The sequence below is a fragment of the Micromonospora sp. DT227 genome (assembly GCF_049841835.1).
Lineage (GTDB): Bacteria > Actinomycetota > Actinomycetes > Mycobacteriales > Micromonosporaceae > Micromonospora.
The window spans coordinates 25630-49211 of record NZ_JBNCLA010000018.1; the positions used below are offsets into that span (position 1 = coordinate 25630).

The window sequence follows — 23582 nt, forward strand, 5'->3', positions numbered from 1 at the left end:
AGAGTTCAGGCCGGATCCGTGCCGTCGTGCCCCGGCATCGAACCCAGCGCGGCCCGCAGCTCGCTACGGCGGGTGACGCCGAGCTTGCTGTAGACGCGTTGCAGGTGGTTCTCCACCGTGCGGGTGGAGAGGAACAGCCGTTCCGCGATCACGCGGCTGGTCAGCCCGGTGGCGGCGAGGCGGGCGATCTCCCACTCGCGGTCGCTGAGCGCCGGCCGGAGCAGCCGCAACGCCGGGGTGGAGATCTCGTCGCAGCGGCGCAGCAGGTCGGCGAGGCGTTCCCTGGCCGCCCCCGGAACGCCGGCCCCGGTGTCCCGCATCCGGTGCAGCGCCATCGCGGTCGCCTCGGCGGCGTAGACGACCAGCTCCCGGTCGGCGAAGCCGTCGGCGACCGTGAGCAGGTCGTCCGGGGAGCCGTCGAGCGCGGCCCGCGCGAACCGGGCGACCAGCGGCGGCAGCACGCCGTCGATCTGTTCGGAGAGCTCCGCCAGGCGCTGCGCCACCGAGCGCCGGCCGCCGTCGGTGCACGTGGGGCCGACCGGCGCGGCGGCCTGGTCGAGCCGGACCAGGTCGAGCAGGACGAGCAGCTCGTGGCCGGCGAGGCCGTCCTCGCGCAGCCGGTCGGCCAGCGCGCAGAGGTGCTTGACGGCGCCCGGCAGGTCACCGGCCACCGCCTGCGCGGCGCCCCGGGCCTGCTCCAGCCACGGGTAGAGGATCGCCATCCCGGGCGCGTGCGTGCGGTCCGCCTCGGCCATCGCCTCGGCGGCGTGCGCCGCGTCCCCGCGCAGCGCCGCGGCCTGGGCGCGCTCGGCGTGGGCCAGGCCGGCGTAGACCCGGCTGGTGGTGAGCACCGCGCAGGCGCCCAGGCTGGTCCGGAGCGCGTCGCCGCCGCGCCCGCGCAGCCGTGCCGCGTACGCCTGGAGGATGGCCAGGTAGCCGCTGCCGAGCCGGAAGTCGCCGGCGCCGGCCAGGTCGGCGAACTCGTCGGCGACGATCGCGTCGATGCCGGCCAGGTCGCCGGAGAGCGCCAGCCGGGTGCCCCGGGCCAGTTCCATGGCGAGCTGGAGGTAGGGCATGTCGGAGCGCCAGCACGCCGCCTCGGCCTGCACCCGGGCGATCGCGGTGGCGCTGCGACGGTACTGCCCCTGCGCGGCCTGGAGGTGGGCCAGCGTGCAGCGGGCCAGCTCCCGGGCCGCCATCGGCGCGGCGGGGCGGTCCAGCACCTCCTGGGCCAGCCGCACCGCGACGTCGACGTCCAGCCGGTGCAGCCGCATGATGGCCTCGAAGGCGCGGACCCGGGCCCGGTCGGCGGGATCGTCCAGCTCCGCGCCGCGGGCGGCGATCTCCTCCACGGTGGACTCCCGGTTGAGCCCCCAGTAGCTCACCATGCCCCGGACGGTCAGCCAACGGCTGCGCCGCCGGTCGTCGTGGATCTCGCCGGCGACCTGGTCGAGCACCCGGATCGCCTCCTCCGGCCGGTCGCCGAACATGAGGATGGTGGCGAGCAGTTCCGCGGCGTCCGTGCCGCCGCCGGCCTCCAACGCGGCCCGGGCCAGCCGGGTGGCCAGCGGCACGTCGTACCGGCCGAACGCCTGCATCGCGGCGTCGAGCAGCAGCGTCACGTTCTGCGCCGTACCCGAGTCGAGCCGCCACACCGCGACCCGCAGCAGATCGTCGCGACGGCGCTTGCCGACCTGTTCCAGCAGCTCGGCCAGGGTGGCCTGGAGCCGGCGGGTGCGGCTGACCGGGCAGTGCCGGCGCATCACCTCGCCGTAGAGCGGGTGGGCCAGCCGGACGTTGAGCCGCCGGTCGTCGCGGACCATGGCGATGAGCCCGCGTTCCTCGGCGGCCTCCACGTCCGCCGGCTCGACCGCCCGTTCCAGCAGGTGCAGGCCCAGCGGCTCGCCGAAGGCGACCAGCTCCACCACCGCCCGGACGCCCGGGGTCAGCCGGCCGATCCGGGTGTCGATCAGGTCGGTGAGGCTGGGCGCCAGCTCCAGCCGGCCGGTCCACCGCCAGATCCCGTACCTGCGGTCGAGCTCGTCGCCGGCGGCCAGCACCAGCTCGCGCAGCAGCAGCGGGTTGCCGGCGGAGAGCCGGAACAGCCGGTCGGAGGAGCCGGCGTCGACCGGGCCGCCGAGGATCGCGGCGAGCAGGCCGGTGGTCTCGCTGCGGCCGAGCGGGCCCAGCTCGACCAGGTCGACCAGGTCGTCGGTCCAGAGCGCGCGGATCGGCAACGGGATCTGCTCGCCGTTGCGCAGCGTCCCGATCACGGTGGCGTTCTCCGAGCGGGCGACCAGGTGCACCAGCGCCGCCGAGGGCGGGTCGAGCAGGTGCGCGTCGTCGATGGCCAGCACGATGGGCCGGCCCGCGGCCTGTTCCTGGAGCAGATCCACCGCCCAGCGCAGGATGCCGGCGGGGGAGAGGCCCTGCGGTTGCGCGGCGGGGAGCACCTGGACCAGCCCGCCGAACGGCAGCGCGGCGGTGGTGGCGCTGGCCGCGACCGACCAGATCGCGAAGCGCTCGGGGGAGAGCGCGGCCACCCCCTCCCGCAGCAGGCGGCTCTTGCCCACCCCGGCGTCGCCGCTGAAGAGCAGGCCGCGCCCATCCGGACCACCGATCGTGGATGACAGCCGGTGAAGTTCATCCGCTCGGCCGACGAACTCCCACCTGGTCATCGAGGCAGCATATCGATGGAATGCCCTCCGCGCGCACGCCGTCACGCAGTGAAGTTGAGTAATCTGGCAATTACTCGTGAGTACCGGATGTGTTCGGTGTCGGATGGCCGACACCCGTACTCTTCCGACATCCCCGCCGGGGACAGTTCCCGCGACCGGGCCGCGCCCGGCCGCCTCACCGGGAGGCCGTCTGATGAAGCCGGGTCCACTCCCTGCGGTCGACGTGCCCGATCCGGGCGACCGGGCCGAGCCGCCGCGATGCGCCGCGCTCCCGACCCGCCTCGGCGTGACCCCACCGGCCCCGGACGAGCCGCTCGCCGTGGTCGCGACCGGCCCGGCCGGCGCCGGTCGGCGCGAGCTGGTCGCCGGTCTGCTCGGGGTGCCGGCCGGGACGCTGGCCGTGCCCGTCGGCAGCCACCTGCTCGTCAACCACGCCAAGGTCGCCACCCGGGCGGCCGGTGTCCCGGGCTACCGCCACCCGCTCGCGTACGGCGCCGACCCGCTCGCCACCGGTCCCGCGCTGGCCCGGCCGCCGCGCCGGGTCGAGCTCAGCCTGCCCGACCCGCTGCTGCGGCACTTCGCGGTGCTCGACACGCCGGACACCGCCGCGCTGGGGGTGGCCGGTGGCCGGGTGCTGCGGGACGCCGTGGGCCGGGCCGGCGCGCTGCTCTTCGTGATCGCCGCCGACCAGGCGTTCAGCGCCACCGAGCTGCACCTGCTGACCGAGGTGGCGCGGGCGTCGGTCGAGGTGTTCTTCGTCGTCACTCCCGGCGGGACCGGCTGGGCGGTGCCGGCGGACGGCGCGACGGCGGAGGGCACGGGGGCGTCCGTGCCGTCGCCCGGCCCCGCCGGCCCGCCCGGCCCCGCCGGCCCGCCCGGCCCCGCCGGCCCGCTCGACCCGGTGGCGGTCTCCATCGCGGCCCACCGGGCAGTGCTGTTGGCCGCGGTGCCCGCGCTCGCCCGGGCCCGGTGGTTCCCGGCCCGCCGCACCGAGCTGCCGAACCTGCGCCGGGCGTTGGTCGGCTGGGCCGCCGGTGAGGGGCTGCGGCGGGCCAGCGCCCGGCCGCCGGAACCACCCGGCGCGCACGGCCGGGTGCCGGTACTGACCGGCGTCGAGCCGGCCGAGCTGGCCGACCGGCTCGACCGCCAGGCCCGCTCCTGCGCCCAGCGGATCCGCCAGCACCTCGCGCTGGAACTGGCCAACATCCACCTCCGGGTGGTCCAGGAGATCGTCTTCGGGGTCGGCTGCGCCGGCCTGCCGCCGTTGCTCGACCGTGAGCTGGAGGCGCTGTCCCTGCTCGCCACCGCGCAGTGCGACGAGGCGGTGCGCGGCATGGTCGACGACGCCGCCGCCCGGGTCTTCGGCGCGCCGCTCGCCGAAGGCGTACGCCGGCGGATCACCCGCGCCGTGCGCTGGGGCCTCGCCGACCATCCCGACGGCCGGGAGCTGGACCGGGTGCTCCTGGTCACCAGCACCGCCGGGGTCGCCTCGTTGGCCGGCGTCGGCGCCCTGGACGCGCTGGCCGGGCTGCCCGGCGCGGCACGCGACGAGGCGCTCCCGCCGGTCGGCGTGGCGCTCAACGGCGGCTGCTGGCAGCACTGGCGCGCGCCGGGCAACAACGATCCGAACGCCGCCCGGTCCTGGGCCCAACGCGCCCTGCGCGAGGTGGAACTCGAACTGTCCCGCGAGGTGTCCCGTCGCTTCGAGGTGATCCGTCTCTCGCTGGGTGGGGTGCTCGCCGATGCTGTCGACCACGGCATCCTGCTCGCCTGAGGCCGGGGTCGCCGGGCGCGCGCCCCTGGTCCGGGCCCGCGATCCCGACCGCCGCGCCGTTCCGGTTCATCGGTTCGGCGGATCCGGTGGCACGATGGGGGGCATGGCGGCTCCACAGGTTGCGCCGGTCGAGACGCCGGACACCACAGAGGTGCCGGTCTCCGACCGGCCATGGGTGACCATCGTCTGGGACGATCCGGTCAACCTGATGACGTACGTGACCTGGGTGTTCCAGAAGCTGTTCGGGTACAGCAGGGAGAAGGCGGAGCAGCTCATGCTGGACGTGCACCACAAGGGCAAGGCGGTGGTCTCCAGCGGGGCCCGGGAACGCATGGAGCACGACGCGGCGCAGCTGCACGCGTACGGGCTGTGGGCGACGGTGGACCGGTCGTGAGCGCGAGGAGTGAGCCGGTGTTGCGAGCCCCGCAGTCGCGAACAGGGGTGGCGCTGTGAGCGCGAGGAGTGAGCCGGTGTTGCGAGCCCCGCAGTCGCGACCGGGGACGGCGCGGTGAGCATGTTCCGTCGCCGGGGCGACAGCTACGTGGCCAGTTTCGCGGTGGACGAGGTGCGGGTGCTGCGCAAGGTCGCCTCCGAGGTGGTCGGGCTGCTCACCGACGGCTTCGACCACGGCGACCCGGTGGTCGGCCGGCTCTTCCCGGAGGTCTACCCGGACGACGACGCCGGCACCGCCGAGTTCCGCCGCTACACCGAGGGCGACCTGAAGACCGCGAAGATCGACCAGGCCGGCGCGATCCTCGCCGCGTTGCCCGACGGCGACGCGGGCGGCGAGGTGCGGCTGGACGCCGAGGCGGCCGAGGCGTGGCTGCGGGCGCTCAACGACGCCCGGCTGGCGATGGGCGTCCGGCTGGAGATCAAGGACGGCACCGACCTGGGCGAGGAGCTGGACGACGCGGTCGCCGCCGACCCGGCCTCGTCCCGGGTGTTCCAACTGTCGGTCTACGCCTATCTCGGATATCTCCAGGAGTCCCTGCTCAACGCGCTCATCGACTGAGTGGTGACGGCGGCCACCTCGCCGCCCGGGGCGGCCAGGCGCTAGGCTGGTCGACGTGCTGAGCATCGACCGGTCGATCATCGACGCGATCGTGGCCCACGCCCGCCGGGACCACCCGGACGAGGCGTGCGGCGTGGTCGCCGGTCCCGCCGGCAGCGACACCCCGACCCGGCACATCCCGATGGACAACGCCGCCCGTTCGATGACGTTCTACGAGTTCGACTCGATGGAGCAGTTGCGGGTCTGGCGGGAGATGGACGACCGCGACGAGGAGCCGGTCGTCATCTACCACTCGCACACCGCGACGGAGGCCTACCCGTCCCGCACGGACGTCTCCTTCGCCGGCGAGCCGGGTGCGCACTACCTGCTCGTCTCCACCCGTGAGCCCGACACCGAGGAGATCCGTTCCTTCCGGATCGTCGACGGGGTGGTCACCGAGGAGCCGGTCGAGATCGTGGACGCCGCCGTGGACCCGAACGCTGTCCAGTCCTACATGTTCGGGCAGAGCCCGGCGACGGTCGACTACGAGTGTTCCGGCCGCTGATCCCCAGCGCCGGCATGCCCTTTCCCGTCCGTCACCTGGCACGACCCTGAACGAGGAGCACGAGACACCATGGCCATCGAGGTTCGCATCCCCACCATCCTGCGCAGCTACACCGGCGGCGCGAAGGTCGTCGAGGGCAGTGGCGACACGCTCGCCGACCTGCTCACCGACCTGGACTCCCGGCACGCCGGCCTGCGGGGCCGGCTGGTCACCGACGCCGGCGCGTTGCACCGGTTCGTCAACGTCTACGTCAACGACGAGGACGTCCGTTTCCTCGGCGCGCTGGACGCGAAGCTCAACGACGGCGACAGCGTGACCATCCTGCCGGCCGTGGCCGGCGGCGCGTTCGGCTTCGCCGCGGCGGCGGCGATCGCGTCGCACAGCGCCGCGGCGGCGGCGACCGCCTCGCAGAGCGCCGCCGCAGCGACCGCGTCGCACGCGAGGTCCGCGCGCGCCGTCGCCGTCCGCTAGGCGGCCCGCCATGGCGCGGTACGACAGCCTGCTCGACGCCTCCGGGGGCACGCCGCTGGTCGGCCTGCCCCGGCTCTCCCCGACCGTGCCCGACGGGGCGCCGCCGGTGCGGCTCTGGGCCAAGCTGGAGGACCGGAACCCGACCGGCAGCATCAAGGACCGCGCGGCCCTGTTCATGGTCCGCGCGGCCGAGGAGGCCGGCCGGCTCCGTCCCGGCGACACCATCCTGGAGCCGACCAGCGGCAACACCGGCATCTCGCTGGCCATGGTGGCGAAACTGCGCGGCTACCGGCTGGTCTGCGTGATGCCGGAGAACGTCTCCACCGAGCGGGTGCAGCTGCTCCGGATGTACGGCGCGGAGATCATCTTCTCGCCGGCCGCCGGCGGCTCGAACCAGGCCGTCGCCACCGCCAAGCAGATCGCGGCCGAGCACCCGGACTGGGTGATGCTCTACCAGTACGGCAACGAGGCGAACGCCCGGGCGCACTACGAGACGACCGGGCCGGAGCTGTTGCACGACCTGCCGAGCATCACCCACTTCGTGGCCGGGCTGGGCACCACCGGCACGCTCATGGGCACCGGCCGCTACCTGCGGGAGAAGGTCGACGGGATCCAGATCGTGGCGGCCGAGCCGCGCTACGGCGAGCTGGTCTACGGCCTGCGCAACATCGACGAGGGTTACGTGCCCGAGCTGTACGACGCCGGGGTGCTGTCCCGGCGCTTCTCGGTGGGCACCCGGGACGCGGTGCTGCGGACCCGGCAGCTCGTCGAGGTGGAGGGGATCTTCGCCGGCTTCTCCACCGGCGCGATCCTGCACGCCGCGCTCGCCGTGGCACACGAGGCGGTGAAGGCGGGCCGCCGCGCCGACGTGGCGTTCGTGGTCTGCGACGGCGGCTGGAAATACCTGTCCACCGGTGCGTACGGCGGCACGCTCGCGGACGCCGAGGACGCGCTGGACGGTCAACTCTGGGCCTGACGGCCCGGTGGCGGTCCGGTCGGTGGGGACACACCGGCCGGATCGCCGCGATCTCCCGGATCCCGGACGCGTATGGGTGTCACGTTGATGACAACTTCCGGTAGATGATTCTTGCCCGACCGGCCGCCGCGTAGGCTGCGCAGCGTGGCGAGCGCGTCGGTGGAGATCAACGACGGGGCGGCTGCCGACGCATCGACTACCCACGGTGAGATCGAGGCAACCGGATGCGACTGACCGTCCTCGGCTGTGCGGGCAGCTTCCCGGGCCCCGAATCGCCCTGCTCCGCCTACCTGATGGAGGCCGACGGGTTCCGGCTCCTGATCGACTTCGGCGCGGGTTCGCTCTCCACGCTCCAGCGTTACGTCGGGCTGCACGCCCCGGACGCCATCCTCCTCACCCACCTGCACTGCGACCACATGTTCGACGCGGTGAACTACGTGGTGGTGCGCCGGTACGCCCCGGACGGCCCCTACCCGCCCCTGCCGATGTACGCGCCCTCCGGCGCGCCCGACCGGCTGGCCAGCGCGTACGGGCAGGAGGAGGGCACGGTGGAGGACGTCTACCAGTTCTACAGCCTCCAGCCGGGCACGTTCCCGATCGGCCCGTTCACCGTCACCGTCGACCGGATGAACCACCCGGTCGAGACGTACGGGGTGCGGCTGGAGCACGGCGGCCGGGTGTTCTGCTACTCCGCCGACACGGCGCCCTGCGAGGCGCTGCTGCGCCTGGCCCAGGACGCCGACGTGTTCCTCTGCGAGGCCAGCTACCTGGACGGCATGGACAATCCGCCGGACCTGCACCTGACCGGCCGGGAGGCCGGTGAGGCGGCCACCAAGGCGGGGGTGGGCCGGCTGTTGCTCACCCACCTCGTGCCCGCGTGGGGCAGCGAGTCGCACACCGTGGAGTCGGCGGCCGGGGCGTACGCCGGGCCGATCGAGGTGGTCCGGGCCGGCGCCGGCTACGACGTCTGAGCGACGGCCGGCCCGCGCGTTGCCGTACTGTTCGCCGGCCGGTCAGCGTCTGGTCGCCTGCCGCATCCGTACGGCCCGCACGCTCGGGCCATGCGGATCGCCATCGTCACCGAGTCGTTCCCGCCGGATGTCAACGGCGTGGCGAACTCGGTCGTCCGGGCCGCCGAGCACCTGGTCGCCCGCGGGCACGAGCCGCTTGTCGTCGCGCCCGCCCCGGCCGGCGGCCGGCGTCGCCGGGCCGACCACCACGCCTATCCGGTGGTGCGCATCCCGAGCGTGCCCCTGCCCCGTTACCAGGGCTTCCGCCTCGGCGTGCCGCGCGTCGGGCTGACCGGCGCGCTGCTCGGGCACCGGCCCGACGTGGTCCATCTGGCCAGCCCTTTCGTGCTCGGCGCGGCCGGGGCGTCGGTGGCCGCCCGGCACGGCCTGCCCACGGTCGCGGTCTACCAGACGGACGTCGCGGCCTACGCCCGGGCGTACCGGGTGGGGTGGGGCGAGGCCGCCGCGTGGCGGCGGATCCGGGAGATCCACAACTCCGCGCAGCGCACCCTCGCGCCGTCCACCCGCGCCGCGGCGGACCTGATCACCCACGGGGTACGGCGGATCTGGCTGTGGCGGCGGGGCGTGGACGCGGTCCGGTTCCACCCGGCACGGCGCAGCGTTCGGCTCCGCGCGACGCTCGCCCCGGACGGCGAACTGCTGGTCGGCTACGTCGGCCGGCTCGCCCCGGAGAAGCGGGTGGAACTGCTGGCACCGATCACCGCCCTGCCCGGCGTGCGGGTGGTGGTGGTCGGCGACGGACCGGTGCGCCGGCAACTCGAACGCGCGCTGCCGGCGGCACGGTTCCTCGGCGTGCGGCACGACGACGCGCTGGCCGAGCTGTACGCCAGCCTGGACGTGTTCGTCCACACCGGACCGCACGAGACGTTCGGGCAGACGCTCCAGGAGGCCGCGGCGAGCGGCGTACCCGTGGTGGCGCCGGCCAGCGGCGGTCCGGTGGACCTGGTCGAGTCGGGGGTGACCGGGCTGCTGGTGCCGCCGGACGACGGCGCGGCGCTGGCCGCCGCCGTGGCCGAGTTGGCCGCCGACCCGGCGCGGCGGGCCCGGTACGGCGCGGCGGCCCGCGTCGCGGTGGCCCGGCGCAGCTGGGACGCGGTCGGTGACGAGCTGATCGGGCACTACGAGGCCGTGCTGGCCGGCACGCCCGCCGCCGGGCGGCTCCCGGCGTGACCGGGGCCGGTCCCCGCCCGGTCCGCATCGTCCGGCTCGCCAACTTCGTGACGGCGCGCTCCGGCGGGCTGCGGACGGCGTTGCGGCAGTTGGGCGCCGGCTATCTGGCCGCCGGTCACGAACCCGTGTTGGTGATCCCCGGCGCGCGCCCCGCGGACCGCATGCGTCCGTGGGGGCGCGAGATCGCCCTGCCCGGACCGGAACTGCCCGGCACCGGCGGCTACCGGGTGCTGGCGGACCGGCGAGGGCTGGCCCGGCTCCTCACCGACCTGGCCCCGGACCGGATCGAGGTCTCCGACCGCAGCACGCTGCGCTGGACCGGCCGCTGGGCCCGGGAGCACGGGGTGCGCTCGACGATGGTCTCGCACGAGAGCCTGACCGGGCTGCTCGGTCAGTGGGGGATGCCGGCCGGGCTGGCCCGGCGGACCGCCGACCGGCTGAACCGCGAGACGGCACGCCGGCACGACCGGATCGTCTGCACCACCGGCTGGGCCGCCGAGGAGTTCGTCCGGCTGGACGGGCCGCCGGTGGAGCGGGTGCCGCTCGGTGTCGACCTGGACACGTTCCACCCCCGTCGGGCCGATCCGGCGCTGCGGGAACGGTACGCCGACGACTCCGAGGTGCTGCTGGTGCACTGCGCCCGGCTCTCCGTGGAGAAGCGCCCCGCGCTGGCGGTGGCCGCGCTGGCCCGGCTGCGACGTGCCGGCGTACCGGCGGTCCTGGTGCTGGTCGGTGACGGGCCGCTGCGGCCGGCGCTGACCCGGTCGGCGGCGGGCCTGCCGGTGCACTTCACCGGTTTCCTGCCGGACCGGCTGGCGGTGGCCGCGCTGCTGGCCAGCGCGGACGTGGCGCTCGCACCGGGGCCGGTGGAGACGTTCGGCCTGGCCGGGCTGGAGGCGCTCGCCTGCGGCACGCCGGTGGTGGCGAACGCGGCGAGCGCGCTGCCGGAGGTGGTCGGCGCGGGCGGGCTCGCCGCGTACGGCACCCCGGCGGCGTTCGCCGTCGCGGTCCGCCGGCTGCTGGACCGGCCGGCGGCGGAGCGCCGTGCCGCCGCGCGGGCCCGCGCCGAGGAGTTCGGCTGGCCGGCCGCGGTCGCGGGTTTCCTCCGCGCGCACGGCGTCGACCCGCCGGAGCGCTGACCGGCCGGCGGCACCCGTGGGCGGCGCGATCGGCGCACCGCATAGGGTGCAGGCATGGCGCGACCTGACGGGCGGCGGCCCGACCAACTCCGACCGGTGACCCTGACCCGGGGCTGGAGCACCCACCCGGAGGGCTCGGTGCTCGTCGAGTTCGGCGCGACCCGGGTGCTCTGCACGGCCAGCGTCACCGAGGGGGTGCCCCGCTGGCGCAAGGGTTCCGGGTTGGGCTGGGTGACCGCCGAGTACGCGATGCTGCCGAGAGCCACCAACACCCGCTCGGACCGGGAGAGCGTCCGAGGCAAGGTCGGCGGTCGCACCCACGAGATCTCCCGGCTGATCGGTCGCAGCCTGCGCGCCTGCGTCGACCTCAAGGCGCTGGGCGAGAACTCCGTGGTGCTCGACTGCGACGTGCTCCAGGCCGACGGCGGCACCCGCACCGCCGCGATCACCGGCGCGTACGTCGCGCTGTACGACGCGGTGACCTGGCTGGCCGAGCGCAAGTCGCTGACCGGCAAGGTGGAGAAGGTGATGCACCGGTCGGTGTCCGCGGTCAGCGTCGGCGTGATCGGCGGCGAGCCGATGCTCGACCTCTGCTACGCCGAGGACGTGACCGCCGAGGTGGACATGAACGTGGTCTGCACCGGCGCCGGCGACTTCGTCGAGGTGCAGGGGACGGGCGAGGCCGGTGTCTTCGCCCGCGACCAGCTCGACGCGCTGCTCGACCTGGGCGTGGCGGGTTGTCTGGAACTGGCCGACGCACAGCGGAAGGCGCTGAACCTGTGACCGACAACAAGGTGCTGCTGGCCACCCGTAACCGCAAGAAGCTCGTCGAGTTGCAGCGGATCCTGGACGGCGCGCTCGGCGCCCACCGGGTCGCCCTGGTCGGCCTGGACGACGTGCCGGAATATCCGGAGCTGCCGGAGACCGGCCTGACGTTCGGCGAGAACGCGCTGATCAAGGCGCGGGAGGGCTGCCGGCGCACCGGCCTGCCGACCATCGCCGACGATTCGGGCATCGCGGTGGACGCGCTCAACGGCATGCCCGGCGTGTTCAGCGCCCGCTGGTCCGGCCGGCACGGCGACGACCGGGCCAACCTCCAGCTCCTGCTGGACCAGGTGGGCGACGTGCCGGACGAGCACCGGGGCGCGGCCTTCGTCTGCACGGTGGCGCTGGTGCTGCCCGGCGGCAAGGAGCACCTGGTCGACGGCCGGCAGCCGGGCCGGCTGCTCCGCGCGCCGCGCGGCGAGGGCGGGTTCGGCTACGACCCGATCTTCCTCGGCGACGGGCAGGAGCGGACCAACGCCGAGCTGACGCCGGCGGAGAAGGACGCGGTCAGCCACCGTGGCAAGGCGCTGCGGGAGCTGGCCAAGCTGGTCGCCAAGGTGCTCCCCGCGGCCGGCTGACGGCGTCCCCGTGACGGAGCGGACGACCGTGGACCTCGCCGGTCCGGCCGTGCTGTGGGGCCGGTGGGGGGTGCTCGGCGCGACTCTCGCCGCGCTCGGCCACGACGACGTCTGGTGGATCGACGCCGACGGGGCCCACCACGACGACCACGGGGGCAACTGGGGGCGGCTGGTCCTCGTCGCCGACGACCGGGCGGTGCTGTTCGGCTACGACCACGAGTACAGCGACACGGTGGACGCGAGTCCCCCGATCGACCTGCTGGCCGGCGCGCCCGCCTGGCTGCCCTGGGCGGAACTGGTCCGGCACGCCGACGACGACCAGCTCGGCTACGTCTACTGGCACGAGCACGGCGACTGGCACCGGGTCCGATACCCGGACCGGGTCGCCGACGGCCTCCCGCAGACCGTCGGCGCCGTTCTCGACGCCGACCGCGCCCGCCGGGAACTGGCGGAGGTGGTCTTCGAGTGGGCCGGGCACGACGTCGACGGCGAGGCGGAACGGGTGGACGTGGCGACCCACGCCGACCGACTGCTCGCCGCCGCGGCCGGCCACTCGGTCGACGCGGCTGCGCTCACCGGTCTGCTCGGGCGGGTCCGGTCCGTTCCGGTCGATCTGGACGCCGCCCTCGCCTCGGCAGCGCGGGCCGGTCTCACCCCCGGCACTGTCGTACCGGTCGTGCCGGCGAATGCCGAGGTGCCGCACCGACGGGTCCGGACGCTCAGTGAGACGCAGCACGAACGGCTGGTCTGGGCGGCCATGGGTGAGGCGGACGAGCTGCCCCGCCCGGAGCCGGCCGGCACCGGGGCACTGGCGGCGCTGGTGGACTGGGCGCGCCTGCGGGCCCCGGGCGCGGACGGCCGGTCCTCGGTGGTCGTGGAGGCGCTGGACGGCGCGATGCGCCGGATTCCGGGCGAGTGCTGCCCGGTGGACCGGCCCGGGGACGGTTTCCGGGACCTCTTCACGCTGGTCGGGGAGCTCCGGGCGGCCGAGGCCGATGCCCGGCACGGGCGCTGGATCTTCCTGCGGGTGGCGACCACGTCGGACGGTTTCTCCGTCGAGCGCCGTTACGACTCCTGGCCGGACTGGATGGGGTCGCGGGACAGCGGCCCGTGGCTGTCCCACCTGCGCACCGAGATGCGGTCCCGCGCCGCCGAGTTCCGCCCCCCTTGGACCGCCCTGCTCGACCCGGACGTCGCCCACCTCCCCACCCCACCCCCTGAGCCCGGCCGCTGATTCACGGAAAGTGTGGCCATTCGACGTCGAATGGCCACACTTTCCGTGAATCAGCGCGAACCGAGAGCGGGCGTCAGGCGAGAGGGCCGGTGGCGCGCTCGATGGCGGCGCGTAGGTCGGGGCCGGCGACTACGGATCGGGCGGCCTCGATCAGCGGGGCGAGGAAGACGTCCGGACCGGGGTCGCCGATCGTGTCGCCGAGCGCGTCCAACGCGGCCCGGCCGGCCGGGGACGGCTCCAGCGGCGCGCGGAGCTGGAGCCCGCGTACCGCCGCCAGCAGCTCCACCGCGAGCAGGCTGGTCAGGTTGTCCAGCACGGTACGCAGCTTCTTGGTGGCCGCCCAGCCCATCGAGACGTGGTCCTCCTGCATGCCGCTGGTGGGCAGCGAGTCGACCGAGGCGGGGGCCGCCAGCCGGCGGTTCTCCGCGACGATGCCGGCGGCGGTGTACTGCGCGATCATCAGCCCGGAGTTCACCCCGGCGTCGGGGGAGAGGAACGCCGGCAGGTCCCGGTTACGGGCCACGTCCAGCAGCCGGTCCACCCGCCGTTCGGCGATCGCGCCCACCTCGGCGGCGGCGATGGCCAGGTAGTCGGCGGCGAAGCCGAGCGGCGCGCCGTGGAAGTTGCCCGTCGACTCGACCCGCCCGTCCGGCAGCACCACCGGGTTGTCGACCACGGAGGTCAGCTCCCGGCCGGCGACCACCTCGACGAAGTCGAGCGTGTCCCGGGCCGCGCCGGCCACCTGCGGCGCGCAGCGCATCGAGTACGCGTCCTGCACCGCGTGGGCCAGGTCGTCGCGGTGCGAGTCCATCACCGCCGAGCCCTGGAGCAGCCGGTGGATGTTCGCGGCCGAGGCGGCCTGGCCGGGGTGCGGGCGGATGGCGTGCAGCTCGGGCAGGAACGGCCGCTCCGAACCGAGCATCGCCTCGATCGCCAGCGCGGCGGTCACGTCGGCCATGGCGAACAGGTGCCGGGCGTCGGAGACGGCCAGCAGCAGCATGCCGAGCATGCCGTCGGTGCCGTTGATCAGCGCCAGCCCCTCCTTGGCGGCCAGCTCGATCGGGGCCAGCCCGACCCGGCGCAGCGCCTCGGCGGCGTCGAGCCGTTCGCCGGCCGGGCCGAGCACCCAGCCCTCGCCGAGCAGCACCAGCGCGCAGTGCGCCAGCGGCGCCAGGTCACCGGACGCGCCCAGCGAGCCGTGCTCCGGCACCCACGGGGTGATCTCGTGGTTGAGCAGGTCCACGAGCGCCTCGGCGACGAGCGGGCGGACGCCGGAGCGGCCGAGCGCGAGCGAGCGTACCCGCAGCAGCATCATGGCCCGCACCACCTCGCGGGGCATCGGCGCGCCCACCCCGGCCGCGTGCGAGCGGATCAGCGCGGCCTGCAACTCGGCCCGCCGCTCGGGGGCGACGAACGTGTTGGCCAGCGCCCCGAACCCGGTCGAGACGCCGTACACCGGACGGCCGGCGGCCTCGATGCCGTCCACGATGGACCGGCTGGTCGCCATCGCCTCGACGGCGGCGGGGTCGAGCACGACCTTGGCGGTGCCGCGGGCGACCGCGAGCACGTCGGCGGGGGTGACCCCGGTGGACAGGATGGTGACGGTGGTCATCGTGGCACTCCGTTGTGCAGAACCTGACGGATCAGTGGCACCCCCGGCCGGTAGGCCAGGTGCAGGTGGGTCGGCGCGTCGAGGACGACCAGGTCGGCCCGGGCCCCGACGGTCAGCCGCCCGACGTCGGTGCGGCGCAGCGCCGCCGCCCCGCCGGCGGTCGCCGCCCACACCGCCTCCGCCGGGGTCATCCCCATCTCGCGTACGGCGAGCGCGACGCAGAACGGCATCGACGAGGTGTACGACGAGCCGGGGTTGCAGTCGGTGGCCAGCGCCACGGTCACCCCGGCGTCGAGCAGCCGGCGGGCGTCCGGGTAGGGCGACCGGGTGGAGAACTCGGCGCCGGGCAGCAGCGTGGCGACCGTCTCCGAGCCGGCGAGCGCGTCCACGTCGGCGTCGGTCAGGTGGGTGCAGTGGTCGACGCTGGCCGCGCCCAGTTCCACGCCGAGCCGGACGCCCGGCCCGGGGCCGAGCTGGTTGGCGTGCAGCCGGACGCCCAACCCGACCGCCTGCCCGCAGGTGAGGATCGCCCGGGCGTGGTCGGCGTCGAACGCGCCCCGCTCGCAGAACACGTCGATCCAGCGGGCGTACGGCGCGGCGGCGGCCAGCATCGGCCCGCACACCAGCCCCACGTAGTCGTCGGGCCGGTCGGCGTACTCGGCGGGCACCACGTGCGCGCCGAGGAACGTGGTGTCCTCGGTGAACTCGGCGGCGATCCGCAGCGAGCGGGCCTCGTCGGCGACGCTCAGGCCGTACCCGCTCTTGATCTCGACGGTGGTGGTGCCCTGCCGCCGCATCTCCGCGCGCAGCCGGCCCACGGTGGCGCGCAGGTCGTCGTCGGAGGCCGCCCGGGTCGCGCCGACGGTGGTCCGGATGCCGCCGCCGGTGTACGGCTCGCCGGCCATCCGGGCGGCGAACTCGGCGGCCCGGTCACCGGCGAAGACCAGGTGGGCGTGGCTGTCCACGAAGCCGGGCAGCACCGCCGCGCCGGCGGCGTCGACGCGCCGGCCGGCGGCGGGCGCGTAGCGGGCCGGACCGACCCAGGCCACCCGCCCGTCCTCGACCAGCAGCGCGGCGTCGCGGCGGACGCCCAGCGGGTCACCGCCCCGGCCGTCGTTGGTGATCAGCTCACCGATGTTGTCCACGAGCAGGCTGCCGGTCATGACGTGACCGCCGCGATCGAGTCCCGCAACTCGGTGGGGACGTCCACGGTCAGGTGCCGGCCGTCGGCCACCACGGTCCGGCCGTCCACCACCACCTGCGTGACGTCGGCGGCGGTGGCCGCGAAGAACACACCGACCGGCGGCACCCCGGCGGTGCGGGCGCTGTCCAGCCGTACCGTCACCAGGTCGGCCCGGTCGCCGACGGCGAGCCGGCCGGCGTCGCCCCAGCCCAGCGCGGCGTGGCCGGTCACGGTGGCGGCGGCGAACAGTTCGGCGGCGGCGAAGTGCCCGCGTCTGCGGGTACGCAGCCGTTCGTCCAGCTCCACCGCGCGGGCCTCCTCGAACAGGTCGACCACGGCGTGGCTGTCGCTGCCCAGGCTGAGCGGGCTGCCCGCCTCGGCGATCCGCCGGGCCGGGCCGATCCCGTCGGCCAGGTCCCGTTCCGTGGTGGGGCAGAGGCAGACGCCGGTGCCGGTGTCGCCGAGCAGCGTCACGTCGGCGGCGGTCGGGTGGGTGGCGTGCACGGCGGTGGTGTGCCGGCCGAGCACCCCGTGGTCGGCCAGCAGCCGGGTCGGCGTGCAGCCGTGCACGGCCCGGCAGGCGTCGTTCTCGGCCGGCTGCTCGGAGACGTGCGCGTGCAGCGGCAGCCCGTGCCGGTCCGCCCAGCCGGCCACGGTGGCGAGCTGCCCGGCCGGCACCGCGCGCACCGAGTGGATCGCCGCGCCGCGCCGCACGTGCCCGTCGGTCGGGCGGAACGTGTCGACCCGTTCCGCCCAGCGCAGCGCGTCGCCGTCGCCGAACCGGCGCTGCGGTCCGACCAGCTCCGCGCCGTCCACGCCCGCCGTCAGGTACGCGGCGTCCAGCAGCGTGAGCCGGATCCCGGCGTGCGCGGCGGCCTCCACCAGCGCGGCGGACATCGTGTTCGGGTCGTCGTACCGGGTGCCGTCCGGGCCGTGGTGCAGGTAGTGGAACTCGCCGACGACTGTGATCCCGGCGAGCGCCATCTCCGCGTACGCGGCCCGGGCCAGCGCCAGGTAGGAGTCGGGGTCGAGGCGGGCGGCGACCGCGTACATCGGGTTCCGCCAGGACCAGAAGTCGCCCCGGCCGGCGTGGGTGCGCCCGCGCAGCGCCCGGTGGAACGCGTGCGAGTGGGCGTTGGCCAGGCCGGGCAGCGTCAGGCCGGGCAGCCGGACGGCGTCCACCGCCACCCCGCTGGTCGGCGGACCGCCACCGGTCAGCGGCGTGACGGCGGTGAGCCGCCCGTCCGTCGCCTCGATCAGCACGTCCGGTGTGGGTTCGGCGTGGTCGGGCAGCCAGGCGTACTCGGCCAGCCAGCGGGTCAGCGGCATGCCAGTTCCTCCAGCACCCGGGCCAGGGCGGTCACCCCGGCCGCGCAGTCGGCGTCGGTGGCGGACTCGGCCGGGGAGTGCGACACCCCGGTCGGATTCCGCACGAACAGCATCGCGGTCGGCAGGTGCGCGGCCAGCACGCCGGCGTCGTGGCCGGCGCCGGTCGGCAGCGTCGGCGCGTCGAGCAGCGCGACCAGCCGCTCCGCCAGCCCGCCGTCGAACGCGACGAGCGGGGTCGCCGACTCCCGCGTGCAGGTCAGCGCCGTGCCGTCCCGGCCGGCCCGCTCGGTGGCCTTGGCGCGTACCGCCTCGACCAGGCCGTCCAGCGTCGCCGCCTCGGCCGCCCGCGCGTCCAGCCAGCCGGTCACCCGGGACGGGATCGCGTTGGTGGCGTTCGGCTCGACCGACACCCGGCCCACGGTGGCGTGCGCGTCGCGCAGCCGGGCCTCCTTGTTCGCCGCGAGCACGGTGAACGCGTAGGTGAGCATCGGGTCGCGCCGGTCGGCCATCCGGGTCGTACCGGCGTGGTTGCCCTCGCCGGTGAAGTCGAACCGCCACCGGCCGTGCGGCCAGATGGCGGACGCCACCGCGACCGGCGCGTCCGTGTCGACGAGCGCGCGGCCCTGCTCGACGTGCAGCTCCACGAAGGCCGCGAAGCGGCCGAGCAGCGCCGGGTCGGCGCCCGCCGGCCGCTCGCCGAGCGCGTCGGCGAAGCTCACCCCGGCCTGGTCGCGCAGCCCGGCCGCGCGGTCGACGTCGATCTCGCCGGTGAGCAGCCGCGACCCCAGGCAGGGTACGCCGAACCGGGCGCCCTCCTCCTCCACGAACGCGGCCACCACGACGGGCCGGTCCGGGGTGGTCCCGGCGGCCCGCAGCTCGTCCACGGCGAGGAACGCGCTGACGATGCCGAGCGGCCCGTCGTACCCGCCGCCGTGCGGCACCGAGTCGAAGTGGCTGCCGGTGAGCACCGCGCCGCCGGTCGCCGGGTCGCCCCACCAGGCGAACAGGTTGCCGTTGCCGTCCTCGCTGACCGGCATTCCCCGCCGGTCGGCCTGCTCCCGGAACCAGCCGCGCAGCCTGCGCTCCGGCTCGGTCAGCGCGTACCGCAGGTAGCCGCCGCTGCCGGCGTCCCGCCCGATCGGCGCGATCTCGTCCCACAGCGCGCGGAACCTGTTAGGAAGGGGCCCTTCCTCTACCGAATGCGTTAACAAGGGGCCCCTCCTTACGCCTCGGCCATGGGGATGCGGACGGCGGTGCGTTCCGCGACCTCGCGGGCGTCGTCGTAGCCGGCGTCGACGTGCCGGATGACGCCCATCGCCGGGTCGTTGGTGAGCACCCGCTCGATCTTCTGCCCGGCGAGTGCGGTGCCGTCGGCGACGCAGACCTGGCCGGCGTGGATGGACCGGCCGATGCCGACCCCGCCGCCGTGGTGGATGGACACCCAGGACGCGCCGCTGGCGGTGTTGACGAGCGCGTTGAGCAGCGGCCAGTCGGCGATCGCGTCGGAGCCGTCGGCCATCGCCTCGGTCTCCCGGTAAGGGCTGGCCACGCTGCCGCAGTCCAGGTGGTCCCGGCCGATCACCACCGGCGCGCTCAGCTCACCGGAGGCCACCATCTCGTTGAACCGCACCCCGGCGCGGTCCCGCTCGCCGTAGCCGAGCCAGCAGATCCGGGCCGGCAGGCCCTGGAACGCGACCCGCTCGCCGGCCATCCGCATCCACCGGGCGAGCGACTCGTTCTCCGGGAACAGGTCGAGGATGGCCCGGTCGGTGGCGGCGATGTCGCGCGGGTCGCCGGAGAGCGCCGCCCACCGGAACGGGCCCTTGCCCTCGCAGAACAGCGGCCGGATGTACGCCGGCACGAAGCCGGGGAAGTCGAACGCCCGCTCGTACCCGCCGAGCTTCGCCTCGCCCCGGATCGAGTTGCCGTAGTCGAACACCTCCGCGCCGGCGTCGAGGAAGCCCACCATCGCCTCGACGTGCTTCGCCATCGACGCCCGCGCCCGGTCGGTGAACTCGGCCGGCTTGGCCGCCGCGTAGTCCCGCGCGTCGGCCGGTTCCACCCCCTCCGGCAGGTACGACAGCGGGTCGTGCGCGCTTGTCTGGTCGGTCACGATGTCGATCTCGACGCCGCGCGCCAGCAGCTCGGGGAAGACGGTGGCCGCGTTGCCGACCACGCCGACGCTGAGCGCCCGCCGGTCCCGCTTCGCGGCCAGCGCCCGCGCCACCGCGTCGTCCAACGAGTCGGCGATCTCGTCCAGGTAGCGGTCGTGCGCCCGACGCTCCAACCGGGTCCGGTCCACGTCGACGATCAGGCAGACGCCGCCGTTCATGGTGACCGCGAGCGGCTGCGCGCCGCCCATCCCGCCGCAGCCGGCGGTGAGCGTCAGCGTGCCGGCGAGCGATCCACCGAAGCGTTTGGCGGCGACCGCGGCGAACGTCTCGTAGGTGCCCTGGAGGATGCCCTGGGTGCCGATGTAGATCCACGAACCGGCGGTCATCTGCCCGTACATGGTCAGGCCGAGCGATTCGAGGCGGCGGAACTCCGGCCAGGTGGCCCAGTCGCCGACCAGGTTGGAGTTGGCCAGCAGCACCCGCGGCGCCCACTCGTGGGTGCGCAGCACGCCGACCGGCCGGCCGGACTGCACCAGCATGGTCTCGTCGTCGCGCAGCTCGGTGAGCGTCCGCACCAACGCGTGGTAGGACGGCCAGTCCCGGGCCGCCTTTCCGGTGCCGCCGTAGACCACCAGGTCGTCGGGGCGCTCGGCCACCTCCGGGTCGAGGTTGTTCATCAGCATCCGCAGCGCGGCCTCCTGCGGCCACCCCTTCGCGGTGCGTACGGTGCCGCGGGCGGCGCGGACGGGCTGGTGCATCTCGTACTCCTCTCAGCCGAGGAACAACTGGCGGCGGGCGGCGGACGACTCGAACGCCTCGAGCCGGGCCTGGGTCTCGGCCGGGGCGGCGTCGCAGATCGCCTGCAACACCACCATGGCCAGCGTCATCGGGGCGGTGTGCAGGTCGAAGACGAGGTCGGTGCCGACCGCGGCGGGCAGCACCACCTCGGCGTGGTCGGTGGCCGGGCTGACCGGGGAGTCGGTGATGGCCACCACCGTCAGCCCGGCGTCGCGGGCCTCGCGCAGCGCGTCAAGCGTCTCCCGGGGGTAGCGGGGCAGCACGAACGCGAGCAGCGCGGTGGCGCCGGCGGCGACGGCCTGGTCGAGACGGTCGGCGAGCAGGCTGCCGCCGTCGTCGAGGACCCGCACGTCCGGGTGCACCTTCGCGGCGAAGTACGCGAAGTACGCGGCCAGCGGCGCGGCGGCGCGCAACCCGAGGACCGGCAGTGGTCGGGTGGCCGCCAGCAGCTTGCCCACCTCGGCGATCCGGTCGGCGTCGGCGAGCTGCCCGGCGAGCCGGTCGAGGTTGTCCCGCTCGGCGTGCACCGCCCGTTGCAGCGGGTTCCCGGCCGCGGCCGGCTCGGTCGTCCCGGTGGCGGCCAGTTCCCGCAGCCGGCGGCGCAGCGCGGGGTAGCCGTCGTGCCCGAGCGTCATGGCGAACCGGGTCACCGACGGCTGGCTGACCCCGGCCAGCTCGGCCACCTCGGCCGCGGACAGGTACGCCGCCGCGCCGGCGTGGCGCACCAGGCAGTGCGCGATGCGGCGCTGGGTCGGGGTGAGCCGCACGCCGTGGAAGAGGTCGAGCAGGCGGTCGGCGCTGGACGCACCGGTTTCATTCACCCGCCGACTCTATGCATGAAAACTTTCACGCCGCAAGTAAGGCATGACCGGCGCCTTCCGCCCAGGGGGCGGGGAGACGACCGTCGAGGAGCCCTCTCACGCCGTGCGGTCAGTCACTCTCGGTCGTGTAGGTGGTGGCCCCTTGTGGAGGACATCAACTATCTATACGGTTCACCTGCCTTGTCTTGCTGCCACGGGGGTTGACTTGACCAAGCAGCCGCTTCCTGCTGCCCTTTTTCGATCGAGCCGTCCTGCCCGGGTCTTGGCCAGGAGAGTCTCGACATTCCTCGTTCTCATCCTTGTTGCGACTCTCCTGCAACCCTTCACCCCGGCTCAGGCGGAAACTAATCCCCCGAGCAGGGAATGGACCGTCGCCTACCTCTTCTCGAACGGTCCATCGGTCCGGCGAGCTGCGGAAGCGGCTCTGCTGGGAACAGACGCGGACCTGAGGGCTTTCCGTGACTCCTTGCGCGAGGAGGCCCAGCGGGAGGACGAGCGGGCGGCGGCCCAGGCGTTGGCGTCGATGGACGGGCCGGCGATGCGTGCGGCTGCGCTCGAGGTTCTCGCGAGCACACCGGAGGCGGTCCGCGCCTTCGTCAACGGGGGCTGGGAGACCTCTTGGGCCTCGGACGAGCGTGTGCGGGCCTACCGGCTGTTGGAGTCAGGCGGCCCGACTGTCCGTGCTGCGGCGCAGGCAGCGTTGAATGGCACGCCAGAAGAGCTGACGAAGTTCTTGGCGGAGGGGCGATTCGCGGCGGCGCAGGCCGACGACCGGTTGGCGGCGACGCGGATGCTGACCGGCGGGGCGAACAACAGCGGCCCCGTACTCGACAGCGCCGCACAGCAGGCACTGGCGGGTACGGCGGACGAGCTACGGGAGTTCATCGCCTCCGGGCAGTTCGTGGCTCGGGCCCGAGACGCCGAGTTGGCATCGATCCGGAGCCTGACGGAGCAGGCCAAGAACGCCAGTGAGACGACCTCGCGGGAGGCGCTGGCCGCCACCGAGGCATCGAACCGGGCGGCAGCGGCGGCCGAGGAGGCGAAGAAGGCGGCACAGACCGCCGCTGCTGAGACGGCCGCAGCCGGTGGTGCTGCCAAGAAGGCCTCCGCGGCGGCTGGGCGTGCAGCGGATGCCGCAGACAGCGCGGCTGAGGCGGCGGGGGAAGCGGTGAGCGCCTCGAACGCGGCGATGCGGGCGGCGCGGGTGGCGTCCGACGCGGCTCGGAAGGCGACCACGGCTGCGTCCCTGACTGCGCAGGCCGCCGCGCGTGCGCAGCGTGCTGCGGCGGACGCCCGGACGGATGCGGGCAAGGCGGCGGCGGCGCGGCAGGCGGCGCAGGCGGCGCGGGATGCGGCGCGCAAGGCGCGGGAGCTGGATGCGGTCAAGGCCGAGCGGGATCGCGCGCTCGCCCAGGCGAAGGCGGCGAGTACCGCGGCGAAGGGTGCGAGTGCGAACGCGGATGTCGCGGCGGCGGAGGCTCGGCGGGCTGGTTCGCAGGCTGGTGTGTCTGCGGAGCAGGCGAAGCGGGCGCGGGATGCGGCTGCGCGTGCGCAGGCGCAGGCGGCGGCGGCGTCGCGGGCGGCGGATCGGGCGTATGCGTTGGCGCAGGCGGCGGCGAAGGCGTCGGATGAGGCGTTTGAGTTCGCGCGGCGGGCGGGGGTGCATGCGGAGGCGGCGGCTGATGCGGCTGATGCGGCTGCGGCTGCGGCGGGTGATGCGGCGAAGGCGGCGGTGGAGTCGGCGAAGCATGCGGCGGCTGCGGTGTTGGCGTCGAACACGGCGGTGGAGGCGGCGAACAAGGCTGTCGAGTTGGAGCGGTTGGCGCGTGCGGAGGATGACGCGCGGTTGGCGGAGTCCACCGAGCAGGGTGTGCTGGGGGCGCAGGAGGCGCTTGCCGTAGAGCAGAACGCCAAGGCTAATGCTGGCGCGGTCGCTGCGTGGAACCGCAAGTTGTTGTGGGATACGGCGGAGGAGGATCGGGTTGATCCGGCGACGCGGCAGTTGCTGACGGAGGCGACCGCATCGGGTGTGTCCACCGAGGTCGTGCTCGACCGTGGCCGCCGCGCCGCGATCAACCTGTTGACCACCGGCGGCGAGTGGACTCGCGCTGCTGCTGAGGAGGTTCTCGGCGGTGGTGAGGTGGAGCTGCGGTCCTGGTTGACCGATGGTCGTCGGGTCGCGGTGGGTCAGGATGATCGGGCGCGGGTTTGGCATCTGGTGGACACGTTGCCGGATGGGAATGAGAGGTCGGCGGCGCAGGCGGCGTTGGCGGGTGATGACGCGGCGGTGCAG

Annotated in this window: 20 protein-coding genes; 13 read left to right on the top strand and 7 right to left on the bottom strand. The window is 74.7% G+C overall.

Going from position 1 to position 23582, the window contains the following annotated elements; genetic code table 11:
- Nucleotides 1–5 precede the first annotated feature (5 nt).
- Nucleotides 6–2678: a LuxR C-terminal-related transcriptional regulator gene (locus tag ACLQ2W_RS32420; protein WP_425791532.1), complete on the bottom strand. Its 2673-nt coding sequence runs from the start codon at nt 2676–2678 to the stop codon at nt 6–8.
- A 193-nt stretch (nt 2679–2871) separates the two neighbouring features.
- Here ACLQ2W_RS32420 and ACLQ2W_RS32425 point away from each other — a divergent pair, with 193 nt between their 5' ends.
- The 12 genes from ACLQ2W_RS32425 to ACLQ2W_RS32480 all read left to right on the top strand — a co-directional run bounded on the left by ACLQ2W_RS32425 (nt 2872) and on the right by ACLQ2W_RS32480 (nt 13432).
- The gene (locus ACLQ2W_RS32425) at nt 2872–4452 is read left to right on the top strand and encodes a hypothetical protein (RefSeq protein WP_425791534.1); all 1581 of its coding nucleotides are present in this window, start codon (nt 2872–2874) and stop codon (nt 4450–4452) included.
- 103 nt (nt 4453–4555) lie between these two features.
- On the top strand, nt 4556–4846 hold the full coding sequence (gene clpS, locus ACLQ2W_RS32430; protein ID WP_107162392.1) for an ATP-dependent Clp protease adapter ClpS: 291 nt from the start codon (nt 4556–4558) through the stop codon (nt 4844–4846).
- Nucleotides 4847–4966: 120 nt separating this feature from the next.
- Nucleotides 4967–5464 carry a DUF2017 domain-containing protein gene (locus ACLQ2W_RS32435; protein ID WP_199199973.1) on the top strand — a complete coding sequence of 166 codons (498 nt, stop codon included), beginning with the start codon at nt 4967–4969 and terminating at the stop codon, nt 5462–5464.
- A 55-nt stretch (nt 5465–5519) separates the two neighbouring features.
- The gene (locus ACLQ2W_RS32440; RefSeq protein ID WP_107162394.1) at nt 5520–6008 is read left to right on the top strand and encodes a Mov34/MPN/PAD-1 family protein; all 489 of its coding nucleotides are present in this window, start codon (nt 5520–5522) and stop codon (nt 6006–6008) included.
- A gap of 69 nt (nt 6009–6077) precedes the next feature.
- On the top strand, nt 6078–6479 hold the full coding sequence (locus ACLQ2W_RS32445; RefSeq protein WP_425791537.1) for a MoaD/ThiS family protein: 402 nt from the start codon (nt 6078–6080) through the stop codon (nt 6477–6479).
- Between the two features lie 10 nt (nt 6480–6489).
- Complete coding sequence (locus ACLQ2W_RS32450) at nt 6490–7455, top strand: PLP-dependent cysteine synthase family protein (protein WP_425791539.1); 966 nt, start codon at nt 6490–6492, stop codon at nt 7453–7455.
- 224 nt (nt 7456–7679) lie between these two features.
- Nucleotides 7680–8426, top strand: a complete 747-nt coding sequence (locus tag ACLQ2W_RS32455) for an MBL fold metallo-hydrolase (protein WP_405092684.1) — start codon at nt 7680–7682, stop codon at nt 8424–8426.
- 90 nt (nt 8427–8516) lie between these two features.
- A complete protein-coding gene (locus ACLQ2W_RS32460) occupies nt 8517–9656 on the top strand; it encodes a glycosyltransferase family 4 protein (RefSeq protein ID WP_425791541.1) in 1140 nt (379 codons plus the stop codon).
- Nucleotides 9653–10795 (top strand): glycosyltransferase, encoded by a 1143-nt coding sequence (locus ACLQ2W_RS32465; RefSeq protein ID WP_425791543.1) that lies wholly within the window; start codon nt 9653–9655, stop codon nt 10793–10795. Before ACLQ2W_RS32460 ends, ACLQ2W_RS32465 begins: the two co-directional genes overlap by 4 nt.
- A 54-nt stretch (nt 10796–10849) precedes the next feature.
- On the top strand, nt 10850–11578 hold the full coding sequence (gene rph, locus ACLQ2W_RS32470; protein ID WP_107162398.1) for a ribonuclease PH: 729 nt from the start codon (nt 10850–10852) through the stop codon (nt 11576–11578).
- Nucleotides 11575–12198 (top strand): RdgB/HAM1 family non-canonical purine NTP pyrophosphatase, encoded by a 624-nt coding sequence (rdgB, locus tag ACLQ2W_RS32475; RefSeq protein ID WP_425791545.1) that lies wholly within the window; start codon nt 11575–11577, stop codon nt 12196–12198. Before rph ends, rdgB begins: the two co-directional genes overlap by 4 nt.
- A 10-nt stretch (nt 12199–12208) precedes the next feature.
- The gene (locus ACLQ2W_RS32480; RefSeq protein ID WP_425791547.1) at nt 12209–13432 is read left to right on the top strand and encodes a hypothetical protein; all 1224 of its coding nucleotides are present in this window, start codon (nt 12209–12211) and stop codon (nt 13430–13432) included.
- A 73-nt stretch (nt 13433–13505) separates the two neighbouring features.
- Here ACLQ2W_RS32480 and hutH read toward each other — a convergent pair whose 3' ends face one another.
- From hutH to ACLQ2W_RS32510, 6 genes are read right to left on the bottom strand one after another with little or no spacing between them, the layout of a single operon-like run.
- A complete protein-coding gene (hutH, locus tag ACLQ2W_RS32485) occupies nt 13506–15044 on the bottom strand; it encodes a histidine ammonia-lyase (protein ID WP_425791549.1) in 1539 nt (512 codons plus the stop codon).
- A complete protein-coding gene (hutI, locus tag ACLQ2W_RS32490) occupies nt 15041–16207 on the bottom strand; it encodes an imidazolonepropionase (protein WP_425791551.1) in 1167 nt (388 codons plus the stop codon). Before hutI ends, hutH begins: the two co-directional genes overlap by 4 nt.
- Nucleotides 16204–17550, bottom strand: coding sequence for a formimidoylglutamate deiminase (locus tag ACLQ2W_RS32495; RefSeq protein WP_425791561.1), 1347 nt, complete (start codon nt 17548–17550; stop codon nt 16204–16206). Before ACLQ2W_RS32495 ends, hutI begins: the two co-directional genes overlap by 4 nt.
- On the bottom strand, nt 17547–18767 hold the full coding sequence (locus ACLQ2W_RS32500) for an allantoate amidohydrolase (protein WP_425791553.1): 1221 nt from the start codon (nt 18765–18767) through the stop codon (nt 17547–17549). Before ACLQ2W_RS32500 ends, ACLQ2W_RS32495 begins: the two co-directional genes overlap by 4 nt.
- A gap of 11 nt (nt 18768–18778) precedes the next feature.
- Nucleotides 18779–20428 (bottom strand): urocanate hydratase, encoded by a 1650-nt coding sequence (hutU, locus tag ACLQ2W_RS32505; RefSeq protein ID WP_425791555.1) that lies wholly within the window; start codon nt 20426–20428, stop codon nt 18779–18781.
- Between the two features lie 12 nt (nt 20429–20440).
- A complete protein-coding gene (locus tag ACLQ2W_RS32510; RefSeq protein ID WP_425791557.1) occupies nt 20441–21289 on the bottom strand; it encodes a MurR/RpiR family transcriptional regulator in 849 nt (282 codons plus the stop codon).
- Between the two features lie 43 nt (nt 21290–21332).
- On the opposite strand from ACLQ2W_RS32510, the gene ACLQ2W_RS32515 reads away from it, so the two are divergent.
- Nucleotides 21333–23582: ALF repeat-containing protein (locus ACLQ2W_RS32515; RefSeq protein WP_425791559.1), on the top strand; the 2250-nt coding region annotated here is incomplete at its 3' end.

Bases quoted from the DNA above. Each gene is read 5' to 3' on its own strand.
- ACLQ2W_RS32420 (WP_425791532.1), bottom strand. From the start codon at position 2,678: ATGACCAGGTGGGAGTTCGTCGGCCGAGCGGATGAACTTCACCGGCTG.
- ACLQ2W_RS32425 (WP_425791534.1), top strand. From the start codon at position 2,872: ATGAAGCCGGGTCCACTCCCTGCGGTCGACGTGCCCGATCCGGGCGAC.
- clpS (WP_107162392.1), top strand. From the start codon at position 4,556: ATGGCGGCTCCACAGGTTGCGCCGGTCGAGACGCCGGACACCACAGAG.
- ACLQ2W_RS32435 (WP_199199973.1), top strand. From the start codon at position 4,967: ATGTTCCGTCGCCGGGGCGACAGCTACGTGGCCAGTTTCGCGGTGGAC.
- ACLQ2W_RS32445 (WP_425791537.1), top strand. From the start codon at position 6,078: ATGGCCATCGAGGTTCGCATCCCCACCATCCTGCGCAGCTACACCGGC.
- ACLQ2W_RS32450 (WP_425791539.1), top strand. From the start codon at position 6,490: ATGGCGCGGTACGACAGCCTGCTCGACGCCTCCGGGGGCACGCCGCTG.
- ACLQ2W_RS32455 (WP_405092684.1), top strand. From the start codon at position 7,680: ATGCGACTGACCGTCCTCGGCTGTGCGGGCAGCTTCCCGGGCCCCGAA.
- ACLQ2W_RS32460 (WP_425791541.1), top strand. From the start codon at position 8,517: ATGCGGATCGCCATCGTCACCGAGTCGTTCCCGCCGGATGTCAACGGC.
- rph (WP_107162398.1), top strand. From the start codon at position 10,850: ATGGCGCGACCTGACGGGCGGCGGCCCGACCAACTCCGACCGGTGACC.
- hutH (WP_425791549.1), bottom strand. From the start codon at position 15,044: ATGACCACCGTCACCATCCTGTCCACCGGGGTCACCCCCGCCGACGTG.
- hutI (WP_425791551.1), bottom strand. From the start codon at position 16,207: ATGACCGGCAGCCTGCTCGTGGACAACATCGGTGAGCTGATCACCAAC.
- hutU (WP_425791555.1), bottom strand. From the start codon at position 20,428: ATGCACCAGCCCGTCCGCGCCGCCCGCGGCACCGTACGCACCGCGAAG.